This window comes from Bacteroides sp. HPS0048 (assembly GCF_964240755.1).
GTDB lineage: Bacteria > Bacteroidota > Bacteroidia > Bacteroidales > Bacteroidaceae > Bacteroides > Bacteroides nordii.
On sequence record NZ_CAXSVC010000009.1, the window covers coordinates 173,834 to 190,550 of the forward strand.

Consider the following 16,717-nt stretch of genomic DNA (forward strand, 5'->3'; position numbering starts at 1 on the left):
ATGTATGATTACAATAGCAAACACAAGGTTCGCCTTCTCTGCTCGTCCGACATTCAAACGCCAATAATGTCTAACGCAATCATAGATATCTGCTCGTTCTTTACTCTTATATGTCTTTGATTTTCATACATAACACCCCAGCCTTATACTGATGTTCTTTATCGGTATGCTTTCCTGACACATAGAAATCATTAACATCGCACACCAATTCCCCCTTTCTGTTACAGTGTACCATTGCAACTTTGTCTGCAAGGTGATAAATACCGATGGCATTGTTGCGAATACATGCCAGCAAGTCCTTGTCTTCTTTAACAAGAGCACACAAAGATGATTCTTTGAACTGTTCTGCCAGCGTTTCATTTATACCACGCAGATATGGCTTTTTGCTTTCTTTCGCTATTTCCATAGTATTCTATTTTCTCTAACTTTATCATTCAAATCTTTGAGACTGTTTATCAACTCTTCAAATGATACAGACTCACCATAAATCATGTGCAACCGCATATTCTCATAGTCGGATTTCCACTGTTCAATAACAGAAGCAGGTGGAACTATATTGAGCGTTGAAGGATAAAGTGTGTCATAATCAAAACCACGCAAACCTATGAATGTGCGACGATGTTCTACCACCTGACGGTAAAGCACTGTATCATTGATAGCACACTCGGCTATTGGAGTTTTCAACATCTGTCCGATGTCATACATGTGCCGTGACATACGCTCTATTCTGATTAAATCCCTTGGTTTGGCAAATTCCTCATGAAGCAGGAATACCTTTTCAAGAAAAGTGCGTTCGGGAAGCACTGCACGTACCATGAACTTTGGTTCTGTAAAAGGAGCTTTCGGATATACTTGGTCTATCATTGAATCAAGAGCAATCCCACTTACAGGCTCGCTCATTGACCTTCCGCTGACTTCCACTTTTACTTTTGGCAGGATATATTGATTGCCGTCCATACCATCTATGGAAACGGATAACACAGAATCATAGTTGATATTTATGACTTCCGGGTCGGTCGTGGTGACAGGGGTAATGTCCACATTCACCTTGAACTTTTCTTTTGACATGCCGTTTTGGTACAACAGCTCTACCAAATCGTGTTGCATGGTTTCACGAACAAAGAAACAAGCTGCGCGACGCAACTTGTCACTGATTTGCGTTTTAGATAATGTCCCGCTGAAACCAAGATATTCCCGGTCAATGGCAATGTCTATATCTTCTGAAAAGCGGTCAATCAAATGCCAGCACTTACTCAGCGATGTACCGCCTTTGAAAGACAGATGATCGGCATACGGCAAACTGAACATTGCGCGGAGGACTGCCGTCACCCACCAATCCTTTTCTATGACCTCACGTTGTCTTATATTCAACTCCGTGGAAACACGGTCAAGTATATCCACACGGTCTTCCGTTGACAAATCAATGAATTTCATCGCTGCAATATCGTTTTTATCCATGTCGGAGCAAGCACTATATCGTGATTGAAATCCTGTTCCGAAACATGTTCTGTTATCATTTTTTTTATTATTTCCTTCTGGTCTTTTGTTATGTTTTTCTCGCCAATCTCACGCATGGCGAGAACTGCCAGTTGCATCAGTTGGGATTGATAAGCGAAATTCCCCAAGTCGTTACTATGCCGGAATGTGATACTCTTTCCCTCTCCAAACCTCATCTGCCGGGCAGAACCATCTGTTATGTAAATGATATTAGCCGGAACCTGTGTGGATAATCCTAATTTGTTAAGCGCATAAGCTCCTGTCGGAATGACACGCGCATTGTCCCGTTGCGCTATTTTTAAGGCAATGGCATCTAAGGATGGTTCTCGTAGCGTATCATCCCACTTGTCATATGTAGGTATATAGTAAATGCCTTTTGCAAAGCGACACAAATTCCCATTGCGACACAAACGGCTTAATCCCGACCGTACAGCATCGGGAGTACCACACGTTGTGAAGTCATCAGGGATAAATATTGTCCCCTCCTTTGCATGTTCCACAATATCGTACATCGCCTTGTAAGAACTGTTTGCACCCATAATTACAATTTTGCCACAAAATTAATATTTTTTTGTGTTATCCCATAATTCCACATGGAATTTATTTACTCTATCTTCTGATAATATGGATTTTCATGCTTTATTCATCTACCATAGCGTTTTTATGGAAATAAATCAAAGTGTTATTATCCACAAAAGATCGCTGATGGTCTGAAAAAGATTTCCGATTCAGCCTTTTCCGATTGCAGTAGTTTGACTTCTATTGTTATTCCTAATAGTGTGTCAAGTATAGGAAAGGCTCTTTTATCAGGTTGTATAACTTTACATAAGTTATCGTTACCATTTATTGGATCTTCTTTAGATAAACCATTGGACTCAAGTAGATCATTAGGATACCTTTTTATGTCAAAAACTTTCAAATATCCGGCACAAGAAGATAAAATAGAAGGTTATATTGCTATATTATATGGTTCTACAGGTCAATTCTCAAATAAGCATGCTTATTATATTCCAATTTCATTGAAAGAAATAAATGTCACAAATCAAATGCAGCTTTCTGACGGTAGTGATGATCACAGAATATTTCCAGGTGTTTTTGGAGGTTGTACAAATCTTGAAACGATAAACCTACCATTAACAACCACAATTGGAAAATATGCATTCCGCACCTGCTCCAACCTAAAATCACTTTCTTTACCTATAGCAAAGAGTATCAATTATACGCAGGAATTAACATTCCCAAGTTCTCTTGCTTCTTTAAATATTGGTAATCTTGAAAATTTAAACCGGGAGATGCTTTCTAATTTAAGTAAACTGGAAGAACTCACTATCCCTTTTGTTGGTACAGGAGTAAAAGAAACCGCTACAGGGGTACAAGGATTATTTGGCGATCTTTTTAGTACCGACTCTAATTCCGGAATGAAAGCTGTTACTCAATATTATCAGGATAATAAAGCTAAAACGTATTATTTACCTGCCAATTTAAGGAAAGTAACAGTTACAGAGGAATGTGAAGAGCTTCAATATGGCGCTTTTTATGGTTGTTCTACCATTAAAGAAATCACACTTCCTTATACCTTATACATGGTTGGTGAAAAAGCACTTTATGGTTGTGCTGGTTTAACTGATATCTATTGCAAGGGAGCTGCTCCCGCTGCTGCCTACGACAATAGTTTTACCGGAATCAGAGTCACCACTTGCAAACTACACATCCCCTATAACACTACAGACCTCTATAAGGCAAGTGATGGCTGGAAGAAATTTTTCTATATGCAGGAAGAAGCCCCCCTGACTGTCAATGTGACTAAAAATATATTGAATGCAGGTATTATTTTAGGAATCACTGAATACCAGCAAGGAGCCATGGTAAACTTGTCAGCACGAGCGAACTCAGGCTATCGTTTCAAATGTTGGATGGATAACGGAGAAATAGTTAGCGAAGAAGATAATTACTCCTTTACTATCAATGAAAACAAAAATTTATTAGCCGTATTTATACCTGTACAAAATGAAAATTCACTGATCATCAACACAGAAAGTAATGCAGTTAATTTTACATGGAAAACAATAGATGATACGAATGAATACATATTAAAAATATATTCGGACATAGATATGAAGAAAGAAATCGCTTCTTATCAATTTGATGCAAAAGGCGAATTAGTCACTCGTACAGCCTCCAAGCTTTCTTTCCGTGTGACGGATTTAAAACCGGAAGTTACCTATTATTATAGCTTAATTGCAAATGATAAATCTAATAAAACCCTATCCGAACAAATAGGGACATTTTCTACAACGCCTACAGGTATTGAAGACATATCAACTTCCACCAATATTTGCATAAGAGTAGAAGGCTCTTCTCTTTGGATAGAAAATGCACAAGAAAAAATGATCTCCGTATATAACTTACAGGGCGTATGCCAAACAGTTATTCATAAAGCAAAAGATATGGAAATGATACAGATAGATCATTCGGGTATTTATTTGATAAAAGTGGATAAGCTTTTGCAGAAAGTCATTATTAAATAATCTATTTAAGAAGGGAGAGACATTTTAAAAGGGTTTCTTCCTTTTCTTTTTTGAATCATAGAACTATCTTTGCTGATTAAAACCAAGAAAGGAGAATGAGCAATGTACGAATGGGCTAAAGAAATGAATTGTGCTGTCACAGTATGTGACACCAAAGGAGTTATCCTTTTTATGAATGATAAAGCATGTAAAACATTTGCCAAACACGGCGATCTGATCGGTAAGAATCTTTTCGATTGCCACAATCTACAATCACAGGAGAAGATACGTGAGATGCTGGCAACAGGTGGCAGTAATGCCTACACGATAGAAAAAAATGGCATCAAGAAAATGATCTATCAAACACCCTGGTTTAACGAAGGAGTAGTAAGTGGTCTGGTGGAAATATCAATGGAACTTCCGGAAGAGATGCCGCATCACATACGAAAATAAAATCATCACGAGAAGATTATTTTCACTTACATAGCCATACAGGAATGAATAAATTTACGATTAGACGATTGACGATCTACAATTGGGATTACTCTATCTCTAATAGCGTTGAAACAGGCTTTTAAAAGAGCAACTTCAATCGTACATCGTCAATCGTCCAATCGTAAATTTATTCATATTCGTACAATCATGAACTAACTTCTTGATACCTGTAACCCTTTGTCAGATAAAGTCATTTCTACAAATCGTGCACAAGGGTTAGGCGCATATTCTGTGAGTATCCGACGAATCTGAACAGCCGCCTGTGGATCTTTGGCAACCATATACAGATATCCGCCACCACCAGCTCCCGGCAACTTATGCCCTAAAGTATAATCTTCAATCAAACGGATTATCTTTTCCACTTCCGGTGGATTTGTACCGGCATCAAGTGCTTTATTCTGTATCCAACTCTTTCCTACCAACTTACCGTAATTTATGAAGTTACCACGTAAAATAGCCTCATTCATATCCAAAGCATGTATTTTCATCTCTGACAACAAAGCAAGATGATTCCCGGAATTAAGAAACATAGAACGGACAATCTCTCCTAAAATACCTTTTGCCGTACGGGTTATACCAGTATAATAAAGCAAATGACAATCCCGATATTCAGGATTCGTAAATAACTGATCGGGTAACCAACGCACTAACGGAGTCTGGTCAAATCCGGATTCCGTTTGCAACAACTTAACTCCGGAGAAAACGCCACCATATTGATCCTGCCAGCCTCCTCCCGTGGTAAGCAACTGCTCCAATACCAATGTACAACGACAAATCTCATTCTTATCCCATGCCAAACCACAGAAATCATTGATTGCTCCCAACACAGTAGAAGCAAGAATAGAACTTGTTCCCAGTCCGGAACCTGCCGGTATAGCTGCAAGCAATGTAACTTCAATACCGGCACCAAAAGCTTCTAACTGTTCCCTCAAAGAATCATATTGCACCTCCGAGAACTGAGGAACAAAGCCAGCTAGCGCCAATGCGGCTTTAGGTATAGAGAAAGGAGAACCTATTTTTCGGTAATCCTGCAACTCTTCATACGTATTCACCACTTCCATCGCTCCCATATCTATGGAACGAAGTACAACATGAGGTTCTTTACAAGTTTTGACGTATACTTGCAAAGGAGGTTGCCCGTTCAGTTCGATAGCCAGATTCACCACATTTCCCCCCGAATAAAGCGAATAAGGAGGAGTGTCTGTCCAGCCACCGGCCACATCGATACGTACAGGACTACGTCCCCATACAATCTGATCGGAATAAACATTCAGCTTCGGATTACATTTCTGCTTGCAAACCTGCCCTAGTAAGCCATTTCGCAAAAGATTGAATGCCTCTTTCTCTTCTTCCTTGCTGCCCGGATCATTTTTCAATTCCATCACGCGCGCCCGCAACATCCGGTTATGCATTTGCAATAACTGTGCAGTATCACCCGGCAGTGCCTGGGGCACTTCAAGTCCGAGATTTACAAATTCATGGGCAGCATCTTCCAAATCGAGCTGATAGAAAACACTCTTCTCATAATTGTCTGACAAACCCTTCCAGTTTTCTCGACGAAAAGCCATACGTTGAGCATAAAGCCGTTGCAGATTGGCACGGGCAGAAATTTCATCAGCAGAGAACTTCATACAGTTCAACCACAACACACGTCCTTCTGCCAGATTAGGTTCCGTTGTCATCCAACGCAACAATAAACCAAGTTCATCAACCGACTCCGTCATTGGAAAGATGGAAGCTGCCTGTAAATCATCCGTACCCTCCTGAATGTCATTCCAGTTAATGCCACGCTGTTCCATCCATTCAACAAAAGGAATACCAGTAAACAGAGTACCGGGTGAATCCAATGCGCCCTTAAACACGTCATCCAGTCCATATGGGCGTACCACAAATCCGGCTTCTCCCATAGGAACTACGTCCAAACAAATACCATCGGGTACCGTTATCTCCCAATCATTCTCCGGTACCCCGGTAATAATCTGACGAGATCCCAGTTTCCAACCTTTCCCCACATAACTGTTCTCAATCCATAAGTTGGCATTTTCGGAAGAGAAAGAGATACTGGTAGAAGCATTTTGTACAAAGATGGCGGGATTGGGTTTTACCTTACGATGCATGATTAATCGCTGATCACGCACTTTATCCTGTACAGCCGATGTAGAAGAGATTAACTCACGGCTCGTGCCATAGTGGTAAAACTCTCCCCCGGGTAAAGGCAGTATAGCGACGGAAAGACTATTCAGTTCGACATCTTCTATTTTGGGATGACTCCCCAGTGCAAGCCCATAATCTGAATAAAGATCATAATAGGTAATCTCTCCGGAATTAGTATCAAGAGAACGTTTCATCAGCAATTCCACAGCACGGTCGCTAAGCAACCATATCCCAATATCCATTAAAAACAGATGTGTTTTTGCCAGTCCTTCCAATTCTGCAAGAGAGGGCTTTTGCAGCATAAAGTCGAGAATATCCGGTGTCTTACGATCAGAGACAAACACTCCATGATGCGTAGCTAATGACGGATTGACCCAAAGCCCATAACATACCACATCGGCCTGAGGAATCTCCTGCAAGGGCTTCTCCGAACGGATATATACATCTCCGCTGGCTATCAATGTATGCATATTCTCCGGAGCCATGTTCATAATTCTCTCATAAAGCGGCAATTGCAAAGAGAGTAGATTCTGCCCTAACTTCTGTCCACGCTCCCAACTGAAAACAGGGATCGGCGTAAGAATTTTCCCGGAAGGGGCATATCCCGGAAGTCTCCGGCTCTGCCCTCCGGCATGTAGTAAAATTCGTTTTTCAGCTCCCAACCAGTTTGAAAAAGACTCTTTAGAAGCATAATTCTCATGACATGCCTGTAACAACCAAGTTGTTCCACCACCCGAACCTAACTTTGCTCCAACAGGATCGGAAGTACAAAACCATTCTGAGGCATCTACTTCTTCCAGTTCATGAAAGCAGTGCACCAGATTCGGAGGAAGAGATAATAATTTCTTCATGATATATCTGATATTTTATTTGTATGTATTAACGTATTTCATCGTATTTCCATTGACACCGGGCCATATCTACATTACCACTCTTTTTGAAGCAGACGCCTTCGTGCTGTAATAAGGTCCGTTGTTCTTCCCACCCCGGAACAAGCCTGCCCTGCGCATTGACTACCCGGTGACAAGGAAGATTCAGGTCAAGAGGTACCTGCTTCAAACTACGTCCCACCATGCGTGAACATTGTGGTTTTCCCAGCAAAGCGGCTATCTCTCCATAAGAGATTACTTTCCCGGCAGGAATATCCCGTACCACTGCATACACCTCCCGGCAGAAGGCATCGGACATGGTTTCTTTACCAACCTTATAATCTTTCATTCCGTTTCTTTATCCTTTACGTTTCAAAAACTCCGTCGGACTTTCTCCAAACTGTTCCTTATAACACTTTGTAAAATAAGAAGGAGAAGTAAAGCCTACTTCATAAGCAATCTCCGCCACCGTCAGTTCCGAAGAAGCCAACAGAGAAGCCGCCCGCTTCAGACGCGCCATACGTAGCAATTCATTAGGCGCATAATTGGTCAGCGATTTTATTTTGCGATAGAGCTGCACACGGCTCAGTCCCATATCTTTTCCTAAATCTTCTACATTCAATCCGGAGTCACTCATCTTCTCTTCAATAATCTTCTTGAATTTCTCGACAAAGTCTTTATCGAGATCGCAGATATCCTCCTTCGCCAATGTCTGCCGATCACCAAAGAATTGCTTTAACCGTTGGTGTGAATCTATCAGATTACGGATACGTGCCAACAGAAGCTGCGAACTAAAAGGTTTGGAAATGTATGAATCTGCCCCACCATCATAGCCCTGTATGCGTTGTTCGTCCAGAGAACAGGCAGTCAGCAATATCACAGGAATATGACACGTCTGCAGTTCACTCTTCAACCGGCGGCAGCACTCAATACCATCCATACCCGGCATCATAACATCCGAGATAATCAGATCAGGCACATACTTCATTGCTTTCCGGATACCTTCGGAGCCATTAGCGGCCTCAATCACAGAATATTCTGCATTGAGCAACCCATGGACATACGAACGTATATCCGCATTATCATCAATTATCAGTACAGACATCCTTGAAGAGTCATAGCCCAACTCCTGTTCCTCTTCATCTTCTGAAAACTCAACAGGCAAATCCTGCTCAGATACTTCCAAAGATAATGTATCTGCAACAGACGTACAGTTACATACCGGTAGTTCTACCGTAAACATCGTCCCCTGCCGTTCGTCACTTTCTACCTGTATCGTACCACCATGCATCTCTACAAAAGCTTTGACCAATGCAAGCCCGATACCCGACCCCGCATGATGCATATCTATCTTATAGAAACGGTCGAAAATGCTACAGATATGTTCTGCCGAGATAAGACTGCCGGTATTGGCTACTGTAAAACGGAAGAAGTTCTGCCCTTCTTTTTCCTGTGCGGAAAGACGAACCGTAACCTTTCCATTCTCCGGCGTAAACTTAAACGCATTGGAAAGAAGATTAAAGTAAATCCGCTCTAATTTCTCTACATCAGCAAGTGTATGATAATCTGTATCAGGCATACTATCAAAAGAGAAGCGAATATGTTTCTTACGTGCCGCTGCAAGGAAAGATTCGTTCCAGTTTTCAAAACACTGCAACATATCTATCGAGACAGGAGTATACTCCATTTTGCCATTCTCGTACTTACGGAAGTCCAGAATCTGATTGACCAGACGCAACAAAATATTCACATTGCGCTGAACAAGCAGCAACAACCGATGCTGATCACCGGAAAGATCTTTGTCTGCAAGTAATTGCTCTACCGGGTCGGCAACCAATGTCAACGGAGTGCGGAAATCATGAGAGATATTTGTGAAAAACACCAGTTTGGCATGAGTAGCTTCTTCCAGCTGATGCGAAAGCTGTATCAACTGATCACGTTGTTCGGAAAGAGTATCCCGCTGCTCTTCAAGCTGCTTCTTTTGTTTGGATAACTCAATATTCAGCCTATTTTTGACACGAAGCGCTTTATAAGCCACCAGCAACAATCCGGCTACCAGCAGTAATACAAGCAAACTACCATAAAGCACCACTTGCTGATTGGCATAACGAGAGAGGTAGCCACTGATACGTCCGTTCAGCGTTTCAATCTTCTTATCCAACTCAGCGATATGGGCAGTCTGGAGCTTCATTACCGGAGCGTTAATCGGATCTACAATGGCAGTCTCCATCGTGGTTTCACGTGCAAAAGGCTTCTTTTCGAGAATGTTCATTGCCATTTCCAGTACCTTATCTCCATTGGTAGGATAAATAAAAGTTGCATCCAACACACTGTCCAACACCAACTCTACTCCATTCCCTTTGCCCGGCAAGGCATCAATACCCACAAAAATAATATCTTTGGCCCGCCCCAGCTTTTCAGCCGCTTCAAAAGCTCCCGGTGCGATGCGGTCATTATGAGAGTATACGGCATCGATCTTCGGATAAATCCGCAATAAAGAATCCATAATGATCCGTCCCGGCTCACGTTCCCATGCAGCATCGGCCCTGGCCAGCAGATGAATATCCGGATAACGGCTAATGGCACTCATAAATCCCTGGTGCCTCTCCATAGCCGGAGTTGAACCGCTCAGGCCGGTAAGCTCTACTATGTTTCCTTTACCACCCAGTTTGGCAGCAAGATACTTTCCTACTTCGCGTCCTATCTCATAGTTATCTGCTCCCATAAAAGCAGTATATTTGTCAGAAAGAATCTTTCTGTCCACCACAATTACGGGAATACCTTTATCAAAGGCCTCTTCTACTATTGGTGTAATCGGTGCTGCCTCATTGGGGGTAACAATCAGCAGATCTACCTTCTTATCAATAAAATACTGAATATCTTCCTGTTGCCTCCGGTTATCGTCATGCGCCGAACGTATCTCTACAGACACCCCTTCATAAAACATGGCTTCGCGCAATATTTCATCATTCATCTTATGCCGCCAGCTGTCATCACTACACTGAGACATACCGATTACATAGCGCGGAGTATCCCTCTTGCAGGAGGTCAAGGCAAGTATAAAAAGTACGACTGAAACAATATATCTCATAATTTATTCTGTTCTTCTCTCTGTGACTTGTATATTACGTATCTCGTTATTTGCATTCACTACCGGAAAATACATCAACTCCACTTTCGCCGGATTAAGTGAATAGGTCCCTGTATAACGCGGGAGCAACGAAATGCGGAAAAGATGTTTTCCTACTGGTAACTTCTCACAAAAGATAACGGTTTTTTCTTTAAAATATTCGCGATGTACCTCCGAAATATTACTATTTATTTTAGAATTATAGCTACAGGATGCAGGAATCGGTACTTCCAGCATCACATATTCTGCTCCAGCTTGCTTTACATTGAGAGTAACCACCAGTGTAGCAGGTTCTCCTGCTTTCAACCGGTCACCCCCCTCAAAAACAGACTGTACTTCAAATGCATCACTGCCATTAGCTTCTGTCACCCGCTTTACGATAGATGAACTAAGTATTAGAGGTATCCCCTCTTTACGGGTCAGCACCAGAGACTCACCGGCAGCTAAACGGGTGGTATAAGGAAACTCTGTTATTTGCCGATTTTCCTTTCCTGTGAGTTCTACAATTGCCGGAACACCTTGTTGAGATTGCCCATCCAGCAAATCATCCAACACAGTTGCCACCGCCAAAGAAGCCTGGTAAGTATTCCAACCCATATTTCGCGTACGAAGAATATGCCATTGCATTGCTTCTTTTAAGTGACTCAAAGAAGGTTCACTCTTGATTATCCGATAAGCGATCAGCGTATTTTCCAATCCGGTGTAATCACAGTAGGATAATCTTCGGTCGTCCGTACAATATACTCCACCCAGCGCATCTTCTTTCAGGTACCTGCGAATACTGTCGGCCACACTAACCCGCGATTGTAACATCTCCCAAAGCAACAGTTTTTCTTTGAGATAGGATTGAGGTAAATATGATTTATCAGCTTCTTTTAAGGTCTTTTCTTTTGCCTCACATTGCTCTACCAATGGATTCAGCAAACGGAATATTGCCGCACAATCCTGTTCTATCCCCCAATACCACAAAGCATGAAACAGGTATACATCCTCTAATCGTTTCCCTCTGAAAGGCTGTGCCAATTCATAACGTACTCTCAATTTATCCAAATTAATCCGAACCTCATAACCGTCTTCCATAGCCATCTTCAAGGCTCTCAGAATATGTCCCGACATCCATGAAGAAGATTCTGTCGTACGTCCCCACCATCCCCAAAGCTGTTCGTCATTCTGATTATTGACCAGACGGCGAATAATCTTTATTATCTCCTTCTCACCCGTAAACCTTTCACCGTTATAATAAGCTATCTTTTTCTGTCCCAACAGTCCTATCAGTTTAGAAGCCAATTGTTCATTACACCAATAGCGATATCTCCCTAAATAATTAACAGCGTCCTGATAACTATCTAACTGACTTCCGCTAAGTTCCACCCTGACTTCCTCCCCCGGTCCGGCTTTCACCTTCACCGTTTCATCCTTTTGCAAAACACAAAGAGATCCTTTTGACAACTCAGTCCCCTGTGCAACTACAGGAATCATATGCTCTTCTCCATCTCTGTAACCATCGTCACGAGTAAAAATATAACCGACCTTCATACTATCCGACGTGGTAACCTGCACAGGCAATCCTATGCTATAAGTTCCTTTTAATCTTACCTCCTGTCTCATCAACGTGTCAGCCTCAACACAAAAAACGGTACTCCCTTTTACCTCTTCCTCTTTTGTATAATTACGTATTGTCCCGGTGAAATTAGTTGTATCGCCCACAGTCAGGAAACGCGGTGTTTTCAATTCCGCCATCAGCGGTTTGTAGGATTGTATCGACTGACGGTAAGTACCGGAATTCAGTTTACGATTCATAGCATAAACCACTGCATCCCATTTTGTTATATTATCAGGAAAAGTCACATTAAACTGCGCTTTGCCTTCTTTATCCGTATACAACTTCGGCTCCCAAAAGCCTACATCAGAGAAATTACGACGAAGCCCGTTCAGTTGCATCAATTCATCATACAGCTTATGTTCAGCCTCTTCAGAAGTTTTCGCCTCTTCATCCGGAAGTTCTTCTTCGGGAGGGATAGCATCAGCACCACTTCTCGTAGTTGTAGTTAAAAGACCACTCACAGAACCAGCGAGAGCAGACCGGACTCTGGTTCCATACCCCGTTACTACTACTTCATCAAGCGCCAAATTATCCTCCTTCATCATAATGATCAACTCCGTATTAGGCCTTACTTCCACTTCCTTCGTTTGCATTCCGATAAAACTGAATTCCAGCGTACTATTACCTCCACGTTCGCACATCAACTCAAAATATCCGTCAATGTCTGTAACAGCACCATTTCCGGTTCCCTTCTCTACAACCGAAACACCAGTCAACGGCTCGTCATCTCCTTCAATATATACATAACCAGACACTTTATCTCTGCCTGCCCAACGCGTTTTCGTCAGCCTTAATTCACGATAAGTCGGTTTCAAAGAGAACGTACCAAGGTGTCTTTGCAATGCCAGCCACTGTGAAGAGAGAGAATCCCGCTCGTGCCATACCGACATTTCCATATTGATATCTACATGATGACAAGGACGCAATTCAATACGATCCCGTTTCAGATATTTCCCGTTATTATAAAGAACAATAATATTATATACACCTATAGGGATCTCAATATTCCTGTCCCCATTTTTAACAATCATATCCGGATAAGAAACTTTCCGGGTAATCCGATCTTCAAATAATAAACCAGCCACTCCGGTAGAGTCTTTTTCTACGGGTAACCGAAGATTTAGCGCTTTATCCGATTGAGCAATACAGATGTTTTGCGGATGCCAGGCATTTCTCTGCCTGCATTTCTCTACAAACTGCCGAAATACTTCTGGTGTGAAATAAAAATCATTCAGGTTGGTTATTACATCAGTAGATGAAAAACTAAGATATTTAGGACAAAGCTCTTCTGAATATTTATAAACCACATTGCCTTCAAACTCATAAGCAAAACCACCCTCGTGCCGATACTCTACCCCATTGGCATACTTCCAATATCCCGGCTCTACCGGACCAACCAATACACTTTTCATACGCGGAAGTGCGTAATTGAGATAAACCGGACACATCTTGCCAAATTCTCCCTCCAGACAAGTATATTCTACTCCATCCGGTACGGGAAGACGACAGAGATAAAACTGGTACCGTTCTTCCTCTTTACGGGAAAAAACAGTTCGCCCCTGCCTGTCCCGGATTGTTTTCAGCCAGACTGTTTTTGCTTCCTCCGGAACCTGCTCCATATCCAGGCTCAGGATGGTCTTCTTTCCTTTCTCAAATGAGATAGAATCCAACACGATAGCCCTGTCACACAAGCGTAAAGTCACTTTTTGTTTGGATGATTCGGACGGTATCCGGAAAGAGTATCCTTGCGGTTGTTTAGTCCACGAAAAGTAACAAGGCTTATCATTCAATTCTATCACATAAATAGTTACGGACTTCCCTCCCATCATCACGTAAGGTGCAAACTGAGTACTGCCATCGGGTGTATCCATCACATGTCTGAACAATTGCCCCGAAGGGTATATGAACCGATAATAAGGCAAGCGATCAAGATGCGCCAATCTATTCCAATGTTCAAAATCCAATGAGGCAGAATGCAAATAGTTTTTCTGCTTCATCGAGTAACTCGCCCGTTGCTCACGTGCCTGTGGTTCGGCTCCATAATAAGGCAAATCGGGTATATCATATCCCAACTGAGAGTTTACAGAAAAAGCGGTAAGATCTACATTCGGAACAGGCTCGCCGTATCTATCGCGTACGTGCAATGTAGCATCTACTCTCTGTCCCGGATAAATTCGCTTCGGCAGATTCGTTTCCACAGACAGGCTGTTGGGGTAAACACGATACACACGTTTCAGTGACCTCTCTTCATTTCCCATGAAATAGAACACTTCAATGTAATAAACCGCTCGAGTATCAATGTCACCAATATGCAAGTCCAGCTCCTTTCCCGCCCCCTTTTGCAAAAGCTGATTACCTTGATAGACATACCACGACACATCCAAATTCAAAGGATTCGTCAGGCAAGCTTTCAATGAGTCGCTATCTATCTCCCCTTTCAAATCCAACTGACTATTCATATCTGCTACTGCAATACGTGATTCGTAGTTAAAAGCCGGTACTCTTAAAAGATAACCCGTAACAGCCTGGCTAAATTTCTGCTCATAAGGTAGATGAATCTTCCGAATCTTTTTATCATTCCCACATATTAACTCAGCTTCTACACTTCTCTCCACCCCCTTGTCCAGAAATGCAAAACGTAAAGAATCCCCCCGGGTATGATACTGCAATTCGTAGTGTGAATGATAAAAAGTGGCACGGCATCGTTGTTCTCTCCGCTCATTGTCCGGCGTCAGTAAAAGTACATTCACCTCGTATGCGCAATCTGACGGACCAAATATATCGGCAGGAATCTCAAGATGCGTTTTCCCTGCTGCATCCAGACTGATACGGCGAAACATCAAGGTATCCGGCAGTGACAGTACACTTATGTAAGAATGCAGTATTGTGCGAAGCCGAACGGTGATCTCCACCTCCATTTCTTGCATAGGCAATCCATTGGCATCTGTCGCAACAACCTCCAGCTTATTTACCTGCGAAGCGTACTGTACATCCGAATGAAGCTTAGCTTCCAATTTACTTCCTGTCAATTCATAGTCTTCATAACGAAAATTGGTAGTAGCCGCTACCCGTCCCCGTTTATCACGTAACTGGATAGAGTATAGACGGTCGAGTTCCAGCTTCAATGAATCGTCCAACTGGAATTCTCCGGCAAAACCTCCCGGATGATAGGGAGGCAAAGTTAATATTTTTTTTAACTGATATCCCTTTGTCCGCATCCACAAAGAAAGCTCCTGCTTCAATGGGCGTCTGTTACCGGACAAGGCATATGATTTAAAACGAACCGTTTCACCCGGTTTGTATTTATTTTTATCTGTTATCATGTAGCTATAAAAGCTGGGACGACTCTCCTCCCGATCCCAATAATCTGAATACCAGGAAGGAACGAGATGTTTTTTCAGGTCGAAGACAGCCCGAAACTTATCCAGCTCAACAGTAAGAATATGATCTTCTTCTTCCGACCAGTCTTCATAACTATATGTTTGGCTGGAGTTATCATACGAGAGACGTTTATAATCCAGTCGTACTTTAGCATCATTACGGATATCACCTTCGGCATCTACCACCTGCAAAGTAAGTGCGCCATATTCTTTGAAAAGAAATACCTGGAAAGGAATAACAGGATGATAGCTGTAATTAATTTTATTTCTCTCAATATTGGCAAAAATAAAATGTCCCTCAGCCGGTTGTTCTTCCCATTTCTCCGAGAAAGAAGTAAAAGGAGTAGCAAGCACTCTATCCCAGTCCTTAGGGCGGAAACGTCCTTTAAGAAGTTTCAATGCTTCCTTATCGCTGAGCTTGAAAACAAAAGTTTCATCCGGAGCATCTTTCCAGACCAGAGGTTGTGCAAGAGTAGACAGGGAGACGAGTAGTAATCCCAATACACAGAAGTTTTTTATCATACTTCGGGAGACATTCATAGCATTCCTTTTCGTCATTTATGAAGGCATTACAGTGTTCAAAGATACAAAGTTTCTTTTAAATTATTGATAAGGAAAAGGCAAAGAACAAGAAAGTAAGTTCTAATAAGTGATTGTTCTATGATCGAAATACACAGTACATACCTACTTTCAATTTGACAAAGTGACATTCCTGATCCTCTGGAATCCTCTAATTCAGGGAAGGTTTCTCACAAGTGATAAAAATCTTCGGCATTTCCAGTTTTGACAATTCTCATTGTACAGTTTTCAAAAAATTACATAACAAAAACATCTTATTCTTTTGACATTCGTTACACAATTCAACTTTATAAATCTCCTTGATTATACTTTTGACAATTAAGATTTGGGTAAATTTAGTCGTCAGTTAGCGTCCGAAAACGTCTTTTAAGGCGGTTTTATTTTTTCTCGTAGAGTCTCGAGTCGTTTCTCTACGAGGTTCGGGTTGTTCCTCGTATACTCTATTAAAACCAAATGTTTCCGCAGAATATTGCTTTAATAAATGTTAACTACGAAAGATATGT

9 protein-coding genes are annotated in these 16,717 nt (G+C 41.8%); 2 read left to right on the forward strand and 7 right to left on the reverse strand.

Annotation, left to right across the window (positions count from 1 at the left end):
• Window positions 1-106: 106 nt before the first annotated feature.
• The 3 genes from ACESQI_RS09825 to ACESQI_RS09835 are packed head-to-tail and all read right to left on the reverse strand — an operon-like array spanning window position 107 to window position 2,036.
• Window positions 107-406, reverse strand: coding sequence for a hypothetical protein (locus ACESQI_RS09825; RefSeq protein ID WP_195660589.1), 300 nt, complete (start codon window positions 404-406; stop codon window positions 107-109).
• Window positions 397-1,434, reverse strand: coding sequence for a nucleotidyl transferase AbiEii/AbiGii toxin family protein (locus ACESQI_RS09830; protein WP_195660640.1), 1,038 nt, complete (start codon window positions 1,432-1,434; stop codon window positions 397-399). Before ACESQI_RS09830 ends, ACESQI_RS09825 begins: the two co-directional genes overlap by 10 nt.
• Window positions 1,431-2,036: a DUF6088 family protein gene (locus ACESQI_RS09835; protein ID WP_007486192.1), complete on the reverse strand. Its 606-nt coding sequence runs from the start codon at window positions 2,034-2,036 to the stop codon at window positions 1,431-1,433. Before ACESQI_RS09835 ends, ACESQI_RS09830 begins: the two co-directional genes overlap by 4 nt.
• A gap of 171 nt (window positions 2,037-2,207) precedes the next feature.
• Here ACESQI_RS09835 and ACESQI_RS09840 point away from each other — a divergent pair, with 171 nt between their 5' ends.
• A complete protein-coding gene (locus tag ACESQI_RS09840; protein WP_373125956.1) occupies window positions 2,208-4,025 on the forward strand; it encodes a leucine-rich repeat protein in 1,818 nt (605 codons plus the stop codon).
• Between the two features lie 102 nt (window positions 4,026-4,127).
• Window positions 4,128-4,457, forward strand: a complete 330-nt coding sequence (locus tag ACESQI_RS09845) for a PAS domain-containing protein (RefSeq protein WP_002561033.1) — start codon at window positions 4,128-4,130, stop codon at window positions 4,455-4,457.
• A gap of 194 nt (window positions 4,458-4,651) precedes the next feature.
• Here the strand turns inward: ACESQI_RS09845 and ACESQI_RS09850 are convergent, their stop codons facing one another.
• Genes ACESQI_RS09850 through ACESQI_RS09865 form a run of 4 tightly spaced genes read right to left on the reverse strand, consistent with a single transcriptional unit; the run spans window position 4,652 to window position 16,193 of the window.
• Window positions 4,652-7,504 carry a bifunctional fucokinase/fucose-1-phosphate guanylyltransferase gene (locus ACESQI_RS09850; RefSeq protein WP_373125951.1) on the reverse strand — a complete coding sequence of 951 codons (2,853 nt, stop codon included), beginning with the start codon at window positions 7,502-7,504 and terminating at the stop codon, window positions 4,652-4,654.
• Window positions 7,505-7,532: 28 nt separating this feature from the next.
• Window positions 7,533-7,871, reverse strand: coding sequence for an MGMT family protein (locus ACESQI_RS09855; RefSeq protein ID WP_002561031.1), 339 nt, complete (start codon window positions 7,869-7,871; stop codon window positions 7,533-7,535).
• Window positions 7,872-7,880: 9 nt separating this feature from the next.
• Window positions 7,881-10,613, reverse strand: coding sequence for a substrate-binding domain-containing protein (locus ACESQI_RS09860; RefSeq protein ID WP_278511746.1), 2,733 nt, complete (start codon window positions 10,611-10,613; stop codon window positions 7,881-7,883).
• A 3-nt stretch (window positions 10,614-10,616) separates the two neighbouring features.
• Window positions 10,617-16,193, reverse strand: coding sequence for a carboxypeptidase-like regulatory domain-containing protein (locus tag ACESQI_RS09865; RefSeq protein WP_195660585.1), 5,577 nt, complete (start codon window positions 16,191-16,193; stop codon window positions 10,617-10,619).
• Window positions 16,194-16,717 lie beyond the last annotated feature (524 nt).

Bases quoted from the DNA above. Each gene is read 5' to 3' on its own strand.
- ACESQI_RS09825 (WP_195660589.1), bottom strand. From the start codon at position 406: ATGGAAATAGCGAAAGAAAGCAAAAAGCCATATCTGCGTGGTATAAAT.
- ACESQI_RS09830 (WP_195660640.1), bottom strand. From the start codon at position 1,434: ATGAAATTCATTGATTTGTCAACGGAAGACCGTGTGGATATACTTGAC.
- ACESQI_RS09835 (WP_007486192.1), bottom strand. From the start codon at position 2,036: ATGGGTGCAAACAGTTCTTACAAGGCGATGTACGATATTGTGGAACAT.
- ACESQI_RS09845 (WP_002561033.1), top strand. From the start codon at position 4,128: ATGTACGAATGGGCTAAAGAAATGAATTGTGCTGTCACAGTATGTGAC.
- ACESQI_RS09850 (WP_373125951.1), bottom strand. From the start codon at position 7,504: ATGAAGAAATTATTATCTCTTCCTCCGAATCTGGTGCACTGCTTTCAT.
- ACESQI_RS09855 (WP_002561031.1), bottom strand. From the start codon at position 7,871: ATGAAAGATTATAAGGTTGGTAAAGAAACCATGTCCGATGCCTTCTGC.
- ACESQI_RS09860 (WP_278511746.1), bottom strand. From the start codon at position 10,613: ATGAGATATATTGTTTCAGTCGTACTTTTTATACTTGCCTTGACCTCC.
- ACESQI_RS09865 (WP_195660585.1), bottom strand. From the start codon at position 16,193: ATGACGAAAAGGAATGCTATGAATGTCTCCCGAAGTATGATAAAAAAC.